This is a genomic window from Flavilitoribacter nigricans DSM 23189 = NBRC 102662, assembly GCF_002646595.1.
Lineage (GTDB): Bacteria > Bacteroidota > Bacteroidia > Chitinophagales > Saprospiraceae > Flavilitoribacter > Flavilitoribacter nigricans.
Genome location: NZ_PDUD01000034.1, coordinates 1 through 15,278, shown reverse-complemented (window position 1 = coordinate 15,278; position 15,278 = coordinate 1). Strand labels below are relative to the sequence as shown.

Below are 15,278 nucleotides of genomic sequence, written 5' to 3'. Positions count from 1 at the left end.
TCATGAATACACAAGACAAGGAAAAGCAACTAATCAGGGCGACCTTGCCTTATGCTAAAGAAAACCGGACCAAAAGCTGGGGGACTACTTTTTCTACCCTGGCGGTTATCGCTATTGCATTCGTGGGCATTTTCGCACCCACTGCCCTTTGGGTGAAGATACTGAGTAGTGTGTTGCTGGGGCTGACCCTGGTACGGTTTTTTATCATCTACCACGATTACGCACACAATTCAATTCTGCAGAAGTCTACTTTTGCCAAGTGGCTGTTCACATTTTTCGGACTTTATATCCTTGCGCCCCTGAGTATCTGGCGGCGTTCTCACGATCATCACCATCAGCATAATTCCAAATTATACACGTCGAGTATCGGTTCGTATCCGATCGTGACCAAGGAAAAATTCCTGTCCGCTACGAAAAAAGAGCAGCGGCTTTACCTCTTTGCCCGTCACCCGCTGACGATCGCATTCGGCTATATCTTCGTGTTTATCGGCGGCATGTGTATCCGTTCGCTGATGAATAACCCGAAACGACACTGGGATTCGGCTATTTCTCTGGGGCTGCACCTGGTCATGGGCATCATCATGTATCTGGCCGGCGGCTGGACGGGACTGATCCTGGGCCTGATCGTGCCCTCCTTTATCGCATTTGCAATCGGTGCGTACCTGTTTTACGCCCAGCACAACTTTCCGGGCGTTTACTTTGCCGATAAAAATGGCTGGACCTATATCAATGCGGCCATGAAATCATCCAGTTTCATGAAGATGAACCCGCTGATGCACTGGTTTACCGGCAATATCGGTTACCACCACATTCACCACCTGAACGCCAAGATCCCCTTCTACCGTTTGCCGGAAGTATACCGGGAAATACCCGAACTGCAGAAAGCTAAAACGACGAGTCTGAAAGCGCGGGACATCATGGCCTGTTTCCGGCTTAAGGTCTGGGATGTGGAGCAGCAAAAGATGGTCGGATTATAGGCCCGATGGAATTTCATTCGGCTTATGGCGCATGTTAAATAGACTTAATACCGATTTATCCACTTTTTCCTGCATTTTTTTTGTCAATAGACTCATTAGACCTACTTTTGGTTGAATTGGAAAACACGCTATTCCTTAACTAAAATTTATTCCCAAATGAGCAAATTTGATGAAGCTATTGACAAGTACAAGAGTGCTATGGATGGCATGGGTATGAAAGTCGATGAAGACTTATTAACTAAAGTTACAAAGGCTTTAGGCCCGTCAATCTATAATAGTGATGCTTCAATGGTGTCTTGCTCCGACAAAGCAGAACGCAACCGCGTAAAAGAGCGCTTTCTCATGGGTAAGCTTGGTCTTGCCGACAGCCCTAAACTGGATGATGCTATCGAAGCCGTATGTCAGGAAATGGGTAGCAGCAACAAACAAAAGCACCGCGCAATTTTCAACTATCTTCTAGTGAAAAAATTAAAGCAGGAATCTAAGTTCTAATGGAACTTGCCAGGATTCTTTCGACGGGCCTCCATGTCATTACATGGCGGCCCGTCGTCGTTTCGGTCCGGTTCTTTTGATCCGGCCCGCCCGCAATGGGCATACAAATATTTTTTTCTTATAAGTTCTGTTTTGTTGAGTTTTTTTTGCATTTTTACAGGAAAGTAAGACACCCATTCTAATTAGCGAATACACTCATACTTCCACCAAAGGAAGTCCAATATCTTAAGCGTACAGCAACATTTCTGGGACAATTCTATATCTCACACTATCATTCCCCTCCACTGATAGCACATAGCAACTCTTACATCCAGTCACTTAACGGCGGTGAGTATCAACTCAACCGGCGGTGATTTCGTCTGTCTGACCCTAACTGGCTCCGGCCTGAGCGGTTGGCAAGCCCTGATCGGAAGCATGACCCCGCATCCGGCCACCGGCGTTTTTCCGGATGGTGTTGCGGATAATTTTATACGCCATTTTTATAAACCAATTGAGATGAAATTAAATCTATACCGAAAACAATTTGCCGGCGAAGCCCCGACCCGAATGAAACGATCTTCGATCTTCATACCCCTTGGTCTGGTGCTGATGTGCCTAGTGCTGGCCCCAGCCGGCCTGCAGGCCCAGATCGAGATGACCTGTGACGGTACCGCCCAGACGGTAGCCGCCACCGGCGCTTTGGAGGACCTGATCATTCCCATGGATACGAGTATTGCCCAAATGGAATTTACCGTGCACGGAGCAGACGGCGGCTTTGCCGATCTGGCGAACGGATGTGTTTCTGCGGGCGGCGCCGGAGCTACGGCCACGGCCCAGTTTGACCTGGGAGACGGAGAGGGAGAGATCCCCTACGGCTCAACCATTCGTTTTGTAGTCGGAATCGCCGGTGAGAAAGGTACCGGCGGCACCGTACTGGGCACCGGAAATACCTACGGCGGTGGCGGTGGCGGCACCGGCATCCTCTACAAAGCACCGGATAGTGACGAATGGCAGGTCCTGATGGTTGCCGGCGGCGGCGGCGGTGCCTACCAGGGCAGTGTAATCGGTATCTGTGTAGATAGTAAAACCGGCGAAGGCGGCCGTTCGGTCACTAGTGGCGGTGACGGCAATGGGGCCAACGGCGGCCAGGGAGGCATGGTCGGTAGCGGCGGAATGGCCGGCGGCCTGGACGGATTGGAGATGTCCGGCGGTGGCGGCGGTGCCTACACCATCGGTGAGGGTATTACCTGTGTCAACCTGGAGGGCAGTACCGAAGTGGGCGAAGGCCAGCAGGGATTCCCGCTCGGCGGTGCCGGAGGTGGTAATGAAGGTTGTTTTGGAGCGACTTCCCGCGACGGCGGTTTTGGTTTCGGTGGCGGTGCTGCCGGCCAGGGCGGCGGCGGTGGCGGTGGCGGCTTCTCCGGTGGCGGCGGCGGCGGTAGTGCCGGTCGCGGCGGCGGTGGCGGCAGCTACATTTTGAATATTGCCAATAATCCGATCATCGAAGAAGGAGGACTGTCCAGCTCAACGGAGGACGGTTTTGCCCAATACCGTTGTATCAAAAATACCGAGCCGACCGATGAAGATCCCGTCGCGGCCTGTATCGACTCCACTGTGGTCGTGAGCCTGAACGCCGAAGGACTGGCCGTATTATCGCCGGTAATGGTGAACGGAGATACCCTCAATCCGGCCCTGGATTACAGCCTGAGCGCTGTAGACTTCAATTGTGATAGTCTGGGAGAACGTTCCGTGACCCTTCTGGTGCAGGACGAAGGCGGACGAGCGGATTCCTGTACGGCGACCATTCGGATCGTAGATGATCTGGCCCCGGAAGTGGAATGCCCGGCATCTGCCGAAGTTAGTTGTGATACGAATTATAGTGTAGAAGCGCTGGGTACAGCTACTGCGATCGACAACTGCGGCGACGGTGCACTGGACCTGGCCGAAGTGGTGGAGTTCGGAGATTGTGCGGCGGATTTGACCATCACGCGTACCTGGACGGCTACGGATGTTTCCGGGAATAGCAGCACCTGTACGCAGGTGGTGGTAGTGACGGATTCAACCGCACCGACCTGTGCGAATTGCCCGGAAGACATTACGGTTTCCTGCGATGAAGTTCCGGACCTACCCGAACTGGAAGTGGATGACAATTGCGACGAAGCTCCGGTGGTAGCTTTAGAGGTCACTACCACCCAAACGGAAAGCGGCTGCAGTGCTTTCTCCTATACCGAAACACGTACCTGGACCATCACCGATGCCTGTGGCAACGCCACGGAGCACGTACAGGTGATCACGGTGGTGGATGAAGTGGCGCCGGAATGTGCAAATTGCCCGGAAGATATGACCGTGAGTTGTGACGCCGTGCCGGAAGTGCCGGAACTGGAAGTAAGCGATAATTGCGATCCTGATCCGTCCGTTACTCTGGATATTACTTCAACGCAGACAGATGACGGCAGTTGTAGTCAATTCTCCTACGTGGAAACGCGTACCTGGACCATCACGGATGCTTGCGGCAACGCTACCGAGCACGTGCAGGTCATCACGGTTGAAGATACCGATGCTCCGGAAATTACCTGCCCACCAACCGTAACGGTTACCTGCGATAACGATCCGAGCGAGGCCGGCTTCCCCGATGTACTGGATAATTGTGATCCGGCAGCGAGCTTTGATTTCGAAGATGTGGTGCTTTCGGGCGATTGCGACTGGGATTGCATGATCGAACGCACCTGGACCGCCACGGACGCCTGTGGGAACTCCAGCACCTGCACGCAAATGATCCAGCAAAGTGTACTGGAACTGATCGAAGACGCGCTGTCCGAAGATCTGGATGGTGATGCCCTGGCGGATCCTCTGGTCATCGGCCGCCTCAACCGGCACTCGCTGACGGTTACCCTCGAAGGTGCCGCCTGTATGCTGGGCTGGATGCCGAACAACGGTGGTACGGCCTGGCCGCTGGTAAGGGAAGATTTTGTCGTAGACGGTACGGCGTGTACACCCGACGGACTGCCCATCGGCGAGGATGGTAAAATGACAAATCCACTGATCTCAGAGACCCTGATCATGGGCATCAAACTGCGTCTGGACCCCAGTGTCGGTGAGGTATTGCTGGCTGATCTGGATTGTGACATTCATCCGATCGTATTCCAGGGACTGCCCCGCGATCCGACCGTAGCGGATCTGTACAAACAGGCGAACCTGGTAGTCGGTAATATCATCGGATTGCCTTTTACGGCCTACTTTGCCGATGCCCTGGCCTGTATCAACGGTACTTACGGCCTCTGCCCGGATGACGATGACGCTACCGCTTTCGGCGGAGCGGGCAATTATCCGGCCCTGAAACTGGATGCCGGCGGGCAGCATGCCGCCGAGATGAGGGTCTTCCCCAATCCGGTGCGGTCCCAGCTTTCGGTAGACCTGAGCGCCTTTGCCGGTCAGAATGGTCAGTTACGGATCTTCAATGCCGTTGGCCAGAATGTCTACGAACAGGCTTTGAACGAGATATCGGCTGATCCGATGTCCATCCGGACCAATGATCTGAGTAATGGTCTGTACCTCCTGCAGGTACGTATCGGAGACCGTGTGCTGAACGAACAGATCGTCGTACAGGGAAAATAGGAATATTAGGAACCGGGCTTAGTCCGGTATTAGGAAAATAAAAAACCCAAAAAGGCTGCCCCCGGGCAGCCTTTTTGGGTTATATGAGAGTCTGTCGCTTCGTGCGCTCAGACTTCCGCCAGATACTCATGTACGAACTTGATCGCCATGGCCCCTTCACCAACGGCGGAAGCCACCCGGTTCATCGCTCCGGAACGAACGTCGCCGGCCGCGAAAATGCCCGGTCGGCAGGTTTCCAGCAGGAAGGGTTCCCGGTCGAGTTTCCAGATCTTTTTAAAGTTGCGAAAACGAAACAATTCCTTGCCAGTCTCAATGAAACCTTTGTCGTTTCGAAGGATATCATTGGCTTCAAGCCAGTCCGTGAAAGGCCGGGCTCCGATAAATATAAACAAGGCATCGGCGGGTACTTCGTAGGTAGATTCCTCCCGAATATCCTGGATGACCAGCTTTTGTAATCGTCCTTCTCCGCAGGCCTCCGTAATCTGCCGGTAGCCGTGCACTTCAATGTTATCGATCTTGTCGATCTGGTCGATCAGGTAGGAGGACATGCTGCTTGTGAGGTCTTCCCGCCGGATGAGAATGGTGACCTTTTCGGCAAATTTGGAGAGATAAACAGCTCCCTGTCCGGCGGAATTTCCGCCACCTACCACATACACCTTTTTGCCCTGAACGGCCTGCGCTTCGGTAGTCGCGGCGCCGTAGTAAACTCCCGCGCCGGTGAAGTTTTCCACCCCGGTTGCGGGCAGCCGCCGGTAATCCACACCGGTCGTGATAATCACGCTGCGGGTATTGATCTTGCTGCCGTCCCCCAGGGTAAGGATCTTGTACTGGGCGTCCACTTCCATATTGGTCACCTCCTGGGGCGATAAAAACTCAATGCCGAAGCGGGTAGCCTGGGTCAGCGCTCGGCGGGTCAGTTCGGCACCGCTGAGGCCTTTAGGGAAACCCAGATAGTTTTCGATCCGGGAACTCGTCCCGGCCTGGCCACCGGGTGCCCGCTTTTCGATCATCAGGGTTTTGAGCCCTTCCGAACCACCGTACACGGCGGCGGCAAGACCGGCCGGGCCGGCTCCGATGATCACCACGTCGTAGAGGTCGGATTTAGCCTGCGGGTTTAATCCCACCTTGGAGGCAACCTCCTGTACTTTGGGGTCGGTCAGGAACTCTCCGTTCTCAAAAAAGATGGCCGGTAGATCTTTGGTGCTTATTTCGTGTAATTCCAGCAGTTCTTTCGCCTTTTCGTGCTGGTCGATGTCCAGCCACTGGTAGGGGAGGAGGTTGCCCGCCAGAAAGTCTTTCAGGTTGTGAGATTTGGGAGAGTACTGGTAGCCGACGACCCGGATACCCTGAAAATCCGGCCGGTAACTGACCTGCCATTCGTCCAACAGATCGGAAATAACGGGGTACAGTTTTTCCGACGGTGGGTCCCAGGGTTTCATCAGATAAAAATCCAGTTGCACATCGTTGATGGCCTTGATGGCCGCCTCCGTATCCGAATAGGCCGTCAACAGCACTCGTTTGGCGTCGGGAAAGATAACTTTGGCTTTTTCCAGAAAGTCGACGCCCGGCATCTCCGGCATGCGCTGATCGGACAACAAGAGGGCGACCACATCTCCTTTCTTCTTCATCTCCACCAGTGCCTCGAGACCTTCATTCGCCGAATCGGTACTGATGATCCGGTAATCATCCCGGTATTCGGAGCGCAGATCCCGGCGAAGCGACCGCAGTACGGTCGCGTCATCATCGACTGAAAAAATGATCGGTTTTTTTTCGTCTGACATAAATGGTTTTTTCCTCGAAGGCCAGTCCGTTTCCGCTTATTAAGCAGAAAGTGATCTCGTCTTTTGACCGACCGGCCGACAACTATTGAATGTTTTAACTAAGTGCGAAACAGACCCGAAAGGTCGTTTTCCCCGGCCGGCTCTCAACGATCTTGATCTCGCCCATGTGGCGGTCCATGATCTTTTTCACGATATCGAGCCCCATGCCCGTTCCTTCTCCCATGGGTTTGGTGGAAAAGAAGGGATCGAAGATGCGGGACTGATCTTCTTCCGAGATGCCCGAGCCGGTGTCGGTAATATACACACAAACGTGACTTCTTTCTACCGCCGTTCTGATGGTCAGGGTACCTCCCGGTTCCATCGCGTCGATGGCATTGTCGATCAGATTGGTCCAGACCTGATTAAGATTGCCCGCAATAGCGCAAACCTGGGGCAGATCGGGCATAAACTCCTTAACCAGCTGGATATTTTTATTTTTGATCTTGTGTTTGAGAATGATCAGGGTACTGATGATCCCTTCGTGCACATTCAGGTTCTCCATGGTAGAGGCCCGGTCCATATGCGAATAAGATTTGATCGCCTTGATCAGTCCGGAGATGCGCCCGGCCGCTTCCTGGATCTCGGCCACGAGGCGTTCCAGATTCAGGGTACTTTCGATCCAGGCCATGATCGGGCCTACGCTTTTTCCTTCAATGATGTCGCAGATATCGTCCAGATCATCAACCGTTATGCCGAAATCGAGATAGGTTTCGGCGATCTGGTCGGCATCATTGACCTCGTGATCCTCCAGCCAGTCCATCAGATCATCGCGGACCTCTTCTTTTTCCATCAGGCTCAATTCCACTCCCTGTACATTGCCCAGTTTGGAAAACAGGATCTCGTTCACCCGGTCCGTTTGTTCGGGGGTGATCCGCATGGTGATCACGTTTTTGAACTTATCGGGGGTAGCGTGCACTCCGCGGTAAAGTTCTTCGGAGCTGCGGACCATAGCCGAGGCCGGATTATTGAGTTCGTGGGCCAGGCCCGCCGACAGTTTACCCAGTGCCAGCAGTTTTTCGTCCTGATAGCGGATCTGGGAAAAATCCCGGATCCGGGTCGACATGACGGCTACCAGGGCCTGCACCATATCGTAGCTCACATTGACCATTTCCACAAAATAATCCCGGTGCAGTTCCAGTACGTGGGTGTCTTCCAGCGGCATCCCGTAGGCCCGCGAATGGGTCATTCGGGAAAAGGGCAGTACCCCGGCGATGTTGCCTTTGCCCCAAACACCCATTTCTCTCCGGGTGCCATTGCGGTCGATCTCAATGGTGTATTCCCCTTCCAGAATGATCTGCATGTGATCGACGGTCTGGTCGGGTTCGAAAATGTAGCTGCCTTTTTTGTAGATGTGATAGTCTGATTTATCTATAAGCCATTCCAGCGCCTCGGCGGGAAGGTCTTTGAAGGTATCCAGTTCGCGTAGTTGGGCGACCAGGTTTGCGGGTTTGGTTTCAATGGACATAAGGGTGGTTTGAGGAGTTCCCAAAAGGAACAACGGGAAACAGCTTTGGGTTGAACCTGAAGAAAAAGGAAATGTTTTTCCAGAGTGTTCGATTGAAAAATAGGCATATTTCCGGCGAAATACAAGCGGTCCGAACGGAGGGTCAGGATTCAGCTAAATGATCTTATCCAATCCCGAGCGGCCCGGCGGTTTCGCAAGATGAAGATCTGCTTGCCGGCGGCCTCGTACCCTTTCAGTCGGTCGAGCATCGCTGGCCGCCGGGTACGCGGATAGTTCCAGACGTAGCGGACAAATTCCCAGCTGAGTCTTTCCGGACAGTTGTCGGGCATGGAAGGGCGTGTCCGGCCGTGGTAGCGGATGCGTCGGCTGACGATACCCCACAGACACTGCCAGCGGCTGAAGTCCAGAAATACGATCGTGTCGGCGGCGCGGGCCCGGATTTCCAGCGTCCCTCCGTAATTTCCATCCATCACCCATTGGTCTTTGGCAATTAAATTCCGAACTTTAGCGTTCCATTCATCAGGTGCACATTCCCGCCACCCTGAATTCCAAAAATGTTGGTCCAGATGGATGACCTCCAGGTGCAGCAATTCGCCGAGTTGCCGGGCCAGTGTGGTTTTTCCGGCTCCCCCACTGCCAACGATTAAGATCCGGTTCATTTTTGAAAGATAGTTAATTGTTTGTTACACTGTCCAGAAAAAGATTATCGGATTGAACCACAAGTGATTAATGCTGTATTTAATAACGCAAGTTGCTAGTTGTCAGTAAACAGTTGTCAGTTTAGGTAAGAGAGCAAATGAATTAATTAGACGGCCTCTCTGGTCAATTACCTTTCGTAACAACCGTTTTAACCATTTCACCCGAACTGACAACCGGTACCAGGAAACTGACAACTCTTACATAATAACATGAAACCAAAAGCGTCTTCCAAAGAGCTGGGCACCAAATCCATCGGCTCGCTACTGGTAAAAATGGGAGTACCGGCTGCTATCGGTATTCTGGTGATGTCGATCAATTTTATAGTAGACACGATCTTTGTCGGGCGCTTTGTGGGCACCATGGGCATAGCTGCGATCACGGTAGTCATGCCGATCAGTTTTTTCTTCTCTTCCATTGGAATGGCCATCGGCGTAGGTGGTGCTTCGGTTATTTCCCGGGCCCTGGGTGCCGGTGAGCACGATAAGGCCGTTATAACTCTGGGGAATATGGCCTGCCTGACGGTGATCATGGCCATTACCGTAGTGAGCGGCGGGTACTTTTTCGACACGCCTATTCTTCAGCTTTTCGGTGCCCAGGGAGATATCCTGGCCCCGGCCCAGAGCTATTTTGGTATCGTGCTGACGGGCATTCCCTGTCTGGCCTGGGCAATGATGGCCAACAACGCCATGCGGGCGGAGGGAAAACCCAAGAATTCCATGGTGTCAATGCTGATCCCCGCCATCACCAACATCATTCTGGATCCCATATTGATCGTATGGCTCGATATGGGCCTGGAGGGGGCCGCCTTAGCTACCACTATTTCCTATTACGCCGCGGCCTTGTATACCCTCTGGTTTTTTGTTTTCGGTGGTTCCGAACTGAAAGCATTCTGGAACTATCTGCAATTGCAGTGGAAAGTGGTTCGGGAGATCTTTTCCATCGGTTTCGTGACACTGGCCCGCCAGGGAGCAGTAAGCCTGCTCACCATCGTGCTGAACAATGCTTTATTTCAATACGGTAGCGAACTTTCCGTAGCGATCTACGGGGTGATCAACCGGGTGATGATGTTTGCCAATTTTCCCGTACTGGGGGTCACGCAGGGTTTTCTACCGATTGCCGGCTATAACTACGGGGCGGAGCAATGGAAGCGGGTTAAAGATACCATCCGGATCGCTTTGGTGGCCGGTACGGGTATTGCCCTGATCATTTTCTTTGGTGTGATGTTTTTTGCCCGGCCGCTGGTGGCGCTGTTTACCCAGGATCCCGAGTTGCTGAGCCAGGGTCCGGAGGCCTTGCGGATGGTTTTTCTGGCTACTCCCCTGATCACGGCCCAACTGGTCGGGTCCGCTTATTTTCAGGCGGTCGGCAAACCGATCCCGGCTTTATTTCTAACCTTGACTAAACAGGGCTTCTTTCTGGTCCCCCTGGTGTTGACCCTGCCGTTATTTTTTCAGCTCGACGGCGTCTGGTATGCTTTCCCGGTAGCGGATATTCTGGCGGCCTCCGTGACGCTCTGGGCGCTGAGAAGAGAGATAAAACGGAACCTGAACAGCTTCATCCGGCAGCAGGCAAAGGAAACGGAAAAAGAAAAGGTACTGGTCTGACCACACTTCTCCTCCCCGAAATTATTGTTCGATCGACCGCGCTGTGCCGGTCGGTATCGAACCGTTTAAGTAGCAAACGCGTTAATCACAAAAACACGCGAACACACTCCTAATGCCGAAAGATTCACTGGTTTCCGTTATCACCGTTAATTTCCGACAGGCTCAACTGACCTGCGATCTCCTGGACTCCCTGCAACAATCAACCTATCCCAATCTCGAGGTCTTCGTCGTGGACAACGGCAGTCTGGAAGATGTGAGTGATCTGTTTCGCGCCCATTATCCGGGAGTGGAAGTGATCGTTAGTGAAACCAATCTGGGTTTTGCCGGAGGCAATAACCTCGCGCTGGCGCGTGCCAAAGGCGATTATCTTTTCCTGATCAATAATGACGCAGAACTGGCACCGGAAACGATCAGCGTACTGGTAGACGGCCTGAAGGCCGATGCCAAACTGGGCGTGCTGGCGCCCAAGATCCGCTATTTCGAACAACCGGATCTGATCCAATACGCCGGATTTACACCGGTGCATCCACTTACCGCCCGCAACCGGACCATCGGGCAGGGAATCACGGATGAAGGGCAGTTCGATCAGCAACGACCGACGCCTTACGCCCACGGCGCCGCCATGATGCTTACGCGCGAAGCCCTGGAACGGGCCGGGCTAATGCCGGAGGTCTATTTTCTGTACTACGAAGAACTGGACTGGTGCGAGCAAATACGCCGCGCAGGCCTGGAAATCCATTTTGAACCCCATGCGCTGGTGTGGCACAAAGAGTCGGTTTCCGTGGGTGCCGAGAGCCCGATGCAAACCTACTACCTACACCGCAACCGCCTGTTGTTCATGCGTCGAAACGCTCCCTGGTGGTCCCTGCTCAGCTTCAGTTTATTTTACGGCCTGATCACTTTTCCGCGCTGGCTGCTGCAGTACCGGGTACAGGGCCGGCAATCCCATTACCGGGCACTGCTGGCCGCTCTGAAGTGGCACCTGAGCAAAAGCGACCGACCCGCCGATCCCGCTAGGTTTTGATTTTTAGACTCGTCTAAAAATATTTTTAAATTTATTTTTAGATCAATCTAAAAGTGCTATATTTGTATTGCAAGACAGGAAAAATCTCATTTATGGAATCCCTCTCTCAGACAGAAGAGAATTACTTGAAGGCTATTTTCAAGATCAGTGAACGGGATGGCGACTCGGTTAGTAATAACGCCATTTCGATGGAAATGCAGACTTCTGCGGCTTCGGTTACGGATATGATCGGGCGTTTGTCCAAAAAGGAACTGGTCAATTACCAGAAACACCGCGGTGTGAGCCTGACGGATGAAGGCCGGCAGGTAGCCACCCATCTCGTCCGCAAACACCGACTCTGGGAAGCTTTCCTGGTGGAGAAACTCAGCTTTACCTGGGACGAAGTACACGACATCGCCGAACAACTGGAGCATATCCGGTCCCGGGTACTGGTAGAGCGGCTGGATGAATTCCTGGGTTTTCCCCGCTTCGATCCCCACGGGGACCCGATTCCGGATGCGGACGGCAATTTTGCCGTGCGGAAACAAGTGCCGCTATCCGAACTGGCGGTAGGGGACGAAGGCATCGTTGTCGGTGTCCAGGATCATGCCTCCAGTTTCCTACAATACCTCGACCGGGTCAAGCTGGGGCTCGGGGCCAAAGTGAAAATGCTGGAACATTTCGAGTACGACGAGTCGGTCAAGATCCGACAGTCTCCCGATGGAGAACTGGTGCTGAGTAAAAAGGTGAGCCAGAACCTGTTTGTGCAGAAAAAATGACGGAAGGTGGGACGTTTGGATATTCAGACCTCGGCAAGGCCGCAAGTTATTCCTGGCAGGATCCCACACAAAAATGCTATTCCATGAAAGCAATCTATGCAATACTGCTCCTGGCGCTACCATTTAGTGTGGATGCCCAGGAAGAAAAAAAACTGGTCGTTGCCACCGCATCGATCTTTGCCGATATGGCCGAGGTGATCTCCGGGGGGCAGGTGAATGTGCAGATGATCGTTCCGATCGGGGGAGACCCGCACATCTACGAACCGACGCCGGGTGATGCACAATTGGTGAACGGTGCCGATCTGATACTCCGGAACGGGCTGACCTTCGAAGGCTGGCTGAATGAGCTGATCGAAAATTCCGGTACCAGGGCATCCATCGTAACGATTACCCAGGGCGTACAGCCCATCGAAAGTATTCAGTATAAAAATTCTACGGACCCGCACGCCTGGATGGATGTAGCCAACGGCCTGATCTACATCGAAAACATAAAAAATGCCCTGACCGAGCTGGATCCCGAGCATGCAGATATCTACGAGTTCAACTACGGTATTTACCGGCAGCAGCTGGAAGATCTGGACCGCGAGATCCAGCAGGAGATCCGCCGGATACCGGAAAAGCGCCGGATCCTGATCACCTCCCACGATGCCTTCCGCTACTACGGCAAACGTTACGGTATCGATGTACAGGCCATTCTGGGTACTTCGACGGACGCCGATGCCCAAACCTCGGATATCGTACGCCTGAATAAGATCATTCAGTCTTCCGGAGTACCGGCGGTGTTTATTGAAACTACCGTTAATCCCAAACTGCTGCAACAGATCGCAACGGATAATAACATTGAGGTGGGGGGCAAACTCTATTCGGACTCGATCGGCGATAAGGATAGTCCGGCTCCGACCTATATCGATATGCTCAAGTACAACACCTCCACCATTGTGGCAGCACTCAGCAAAGCGGATACGGCGGATACGGATACGTCCGAAGCGGAAAAAAGCAATTATGGGCTGTTCGTAGTACTGGGCGTACTGTTGCTGGGCGGATTTATTTTTATGGTCGTCAAACTTAATGGCTAATGGCAGAGGAACAAACTCCCGACAAAACGGTGATCACGGTTAAGGGCCTGTCGGTTTCTTACGATCGAAAGCGCGTGCTGACCAATATTTTCCTGGATATCGGGGCCGGGCATCTGTACGGGGTCGTCGGACCCAATGGAGCCGGCAAATCCACGCTTTTCAAGGCCATGCTGGGGCTTATCGACACAAATGCCGGGTCGGTAAGCATCAACGGTAAACCGGTCGAGAACAGCCGGAAGGAAGTGGTTTACGTTCCCCAGAAAAGCGAAGTGGACTGGACCTTTCCGGCCACTGTACTGGACATCGTATTAATGGGTCGGTATCCGCACAAAAAGATCCTGCAGCGTATGGATCAGCACGATAAGGACCTGGCCCATGCCGCCTTGAAGGAACTGGGGATCGAATCCCTGCGGGACCGTCAGATCGGTGAACTCTCCGGTGGGCAGCAGCAGCGGGTTTTCCTGGCCCGGGCGCTTTGCCAGGAAGCCAGTATTTTCTTTCTGGATGAGCCTTTTGTCGGAGTGGACATTACCACGGAAGAAAAGATCATTGCCGTGTTGAAACGGCTGGCGGCGGAAGGCAAGACTTTACTGGTCGTGCACCACGATCTGTCCACCGTGCCGGAATATTTTGATCAGGTCATCTTTATCAATCAGCGCCTGGTGACCTACGGAGATACCGAAACGGTATTCACCCAGGAAAACATCGCCAAGACCTACAGCGGCCAGTTGCCCATCCTGCACCGGACCGGTATGCTGGACGAGTAGGAGCTCTCCGTTTCTCCGATCTTTACCTACCGTTCCCGAATTTCTTACCGCCGTTGCAAAATACGCGACATCATTTTACGGGCTGGAGATAACAATCTTCCGCCTTCCGTAGTTTTACATCCATACGGAACTAATCTCCGACCGGTGAAGAGCCGGCAACCATCTCTACTTCGGAACAGGAATTCCGGTATCCGGATTTGTGACCAATTTTAATAAAAAGGTCTATTTACCAAATTAACACGCTTGGTACCGGGAACATCCACCACGAATATTTGATTACATATTGAATCCTCCGGTCTACACTCTAGACACAAATACATTTTACAATAACCAAAAAATCCTGATCTACAATGAAGCGAATTTTAATGCCCTGGGCCTTTTTGGGCCTGATCGCGCTCGTATTATTCTCTACTGCTTGTGAAACTGACGGCACCATCGACCCTGGTGTTGATCCGCTGGGCCCGGAGGTCCGTTTTTTAACTGATGTAGGTTTTATCAGTACGGACAGCCAGGTGAGCCCCGGCGAAGTATTTAAAGTGAAGGTCAATGCGGTGGCCGGCGATGCCGACCTGAAGTCACTGACGATCCGGGAAGGCGGAACCAATGTACCGCTGGACCGCCTGACCATCACGGTAGACGGTACGGATGTGACCAATAACCCGCTGCTGATCACCTCGGCTTTTGCCAGCGGCGCTACCTGGGAGATCAGCATTGAAGCTCCCGTGGATGCGGCCGTGAGAACTTATGAATTTACCGTTGCCGACCAGGACAACGAAACGGCCAGCGTCAGCCTCGATGTTGAAGTGTTCGGCCAGCTCGCCATTAGCCTGGAGCGCGGCGAAGACGAAGTAACCGTGCTTGGAAAATCGGATTACTCCATCAATGTAAGAATCAAAATTCGAAATTTCGCGCAAACTCAAAACGAAACATTCACTTATTTTAGCTTTTAATAGTACTCAATTTTATACCTTTTCCCAGCCAATTTAAGCTTATTGATCATCG

At 52.8% G+C, this 15,278-nt stretch carries 12 protein-coding genes; 9 read left to right on the top strand and 3 right to left on the bottom strand.

The annotated features are described in order from the left end of the window. The first annotated feature begins 2 nt into the window (after nt 1–2). From CRP01_RS28435 to CRP01_RS43220, 3 genes are all read left to right on the top strand, one after another. The gene (locus tag CRP01_RS28435; RefSeq protein WP_099153459.1) at nt 3–977 is read left to right on the top strand and encodes a fatty acid desaturase family protein; all 975 of its coding nucleotides are present in this window, start codon (nt 3–5) and stop codon (nt 975–977) included. 156 nt (nt 978–1,133) lie between these two features. Beyond that, nucleotides 1,134–1,469 carry a DUF2853 family protein gene (locus tag CRP01_RS28430; protein ID WP_099153458.1) on the top strand — a complete coding sequence of 112 codons (336 nt, stop codon included), beginning with the start codon at nt 1,134–1,136 and terminating at the stop codon, nt 1,467–1,469. Between the two features lie 495 nt (nt 1,470–1,964). Continuing rightward, on the top strand, nt 1,965–5,063 hold the full coding sequence (locus tag CRP01_RS43220) for a T9SS type A sorting domain-containing protein (RefSeq protein ID WP_143473566.1): 3,099 nt from the start codon (nt 1,965–1,967) through the stop codon (nt 5,061–5,063). A 107-nt stretch (nt 5,064–5,170) separates the two neighbouring features. Here CRP01_RS43220 and CRP01_RS28420 read toward each other — a convergent pair whose 3' ends face one another. The 3 genes from CRP01_RS28420 to CRP01_RS28410 all read right to left on the bottom strand — a co-directional run bounded on the left by CRP01_RS28420 (nt 5,171) and on the right by CRP01_RS28410 (nt 9,007). Further along, complete coding sequence (locus tag CRP01_RS28420) at nt 5,171–6,844, bottom strand: FAD-dependent oxidoreductase (protein WP_099153456.1); 1,674 nt, start codon at nt 6,842–6,844, stop codon at nt 5,171–5,173. A gap of 94 nt (nt 6,845–6,938) precedes the next feature. Further along, nucleotides 6,939–8,348, bottom strand: coding sequence for an ATP-binding protein (locus CRP01_RS28415; RefSeq protein WP_099153455.1), 1,410 nt, complete (start codon nt 8,346–8,348; stop codon nt 6,939–6,941). 149 nt (nt 8,349–8,497) lie between these two features. Next, a complete protein-coding gene (locus CRP01_RS28410) occupies nt 8,498–9,007 on the bottom strand; it encodes a DNA topology modulation protein (RefSeq protein ID WP_099153454.1) in 510 nt (169 codons plus the stop codon). Between the two features lie 249 nt (nt 9,008–9,256). Between CRP01_RS28410 and CRP01_RS28405 the strand changes: the two genes are divergently transcribed. The 6 genes from CRP01_RS28405 to CRP01_RS28380 all read left to right on the top strand — a co-directional run bounded on the left by CRP01_RS28405 (nt 9,257) and on the right by CRP01_RS28380 (nt 15,226). After that, nucleotides 9,257–10,651, top strand: coding sequence for an MATE family efflux transporter (locus CRP01_RS28405; RefSeq protein WP_099153453.1), 1,395 nt, complete (start codon nt 9,257–9,259; stop codon nt 10,649–10,651). Nucleotides 10,652–10,763: 112 nt separating this feature from the next. Next, nucleotides 10,764–11,675: a glycosyltransferase family 2 protein gene (locus CRP01_RS28400; RefSeq protein WP_099153452.1), complete on the top strand. Its 912-nt coding sequence runs from the start codon at nt 10,764–10,766 to the stop codon at nt 11,673–11,675. Nucleotides 11,676–11,767: 92 nt separating this feature from the next. Continuing rightward, nucleotides 11,768–12,433: a metal-dependent transcriptional regulator gene (locus CRP01_RS28395; RefSeq protein WP_099153451.1), complete on the top strand. Its 666-nt coding sequence runs from the start codon at nt 11,768–11,770 to the stop codon at nt 12,431–12,433. Nucleotides 12,434–12,516: 83 nt separating this feature from the next. After that, a complete protein-coding gene (locus CRP01_RS28390) occupies nt 12,517–13,509 on the top strand; it encodes a metal ABC transporter solute-binding protein, Zn/Mn family (protein ID WP_099153600.1) in 993 nt (330 codons plus the stop codon). Next, nucleotides 13,509–14,276 (top strand): metal ABC transporter ATP-binding protein, encoded by a 768-nt coding sequence (locus CRP01_RS28385; RefSeq protein WP_099153450.1) that lies wholly within the window; start codon nt 13,509–13,511, stop codon nt 14,274–14,276. Before CRP01_RS28390 ends, CRP01_RS28385 begins: the two co-directional genes overlap by 1 nt. Nucleotides 14,277–14,626: 350 nt before the next feature. Further along, nucleotides 14,627–15,226: a hypothetical protein gene (locus CRP01_RS28380; protein ID WP_143473565.1), complete on the top strand. Its 600-nt coding sequence runs from the start codon at nt 14,627–14,629 to the stop codon at nt 15,224–15,226. Nucleotides 15,227–15,278 lie beyond the last annotated feature (52 nt).